This is a genomic window from Pseudoduganella sp. GW821-FHT05F09 (genome assembly GCF_059419605.1).
Genome location: NZ_JBWKSD010000025.1, coordinates 1 through 1005, shown reverse-complemented (window position 1 = coordinate 1005; position 1005 = coordinate 1). Strand labels below are relative to the sequence as shown.

1 rRNA gene is annotated in these 1005 nt (G+C 52.3%); it reads left to right on the top strand.

Features of this window, described 5'->3' with window-relative positions:
* Positions 1-13 precede the first annotated feature (13 nt).
* Positions 14-1005 (top strand): 16S ribosomal RNA (locus tag AC07S4_RS30350); the annotation flags it as partial.

The following is a 1005-nucleotide window of genomic DNA, read 5'->3' as shown; positions in this document are numbered from 1 at the left end:
TTAAACAGAGATTGAACTGAAGAGTTTGATCCTGGCTCAGATTGAACGCTGGCGGCATGCTTTACACATGCAAGTCGAACGGTAACAGGGAGCTTGCTCCGCTGACGAGTGGCGAACGGGTGAGTAATATATCGGAACGTACCCAAGAGTGGGGGATAACGTAGCGAAAGTTACGCTAATACCGCATACGATCTAAGGATGAAAGCAGGGGACCGCAAGGCCTTGTGCTCCTGGAGCGGCCGATATCTGATTAGCTAGTTGGTAGGGTAAAGGCCTACCAAGGCATCGATCAGTAGCTGGTCTGAGAGGACGACCAGCCACACTGGAACTGAGACACGGTCCAGACTCCTACGGGAGGCAGCAGTGGGGAATTTTGGACAATGGGCGCAAGCCTGATCCAGCAATGCCGCGTGAGTGAAGAAGGCCTTCGGGTTGTAAAGCTCTTTTGTCAGGGAAGAAACGGTTGTGGCTAATATCTGCAACTAATGACGGTACCTGAAGAATAAGCACCGGCTAACTACGTGCCAGCAGCCGCGGTAATACGTAGGGTGCAAGCGTTAATCGGAATTACTGGGCGTAAAGCGTGCGCAGGCGGTTTTGTAAGTCTGTCGTGAAATCCCCGGGCTCAACCTGGGAATGGCGATGGAGACTGCAAGGCTAGAATCTGGCAGAGGGGGGTAGAATTCCACGTGTAGCAGTGAAATGCGTAGAGATGTGGAGGAACACCGATGGCGAAGGCAGCCCCCTGGGTCAAGATTGACGCTCATGCACGAAAGCGTGGGGAGCAAACAGGATTAGATACCCTGGTAGTCCACGCCCTAAACGATGTCTACTAGTTGTCGGGTCTTAATTGACTTGGTAACGCAGCTAACGCGTGAAGTAGACCGCCTGGGGAGTACGGTCGCAAGATTAAAACTCAAAGGAATTGACGGGGACCCGCACAAGCGGTGGATGATGTGGATTAATTCGATGCAACGCGAAAAACCTTACCTACCCTTGACATGG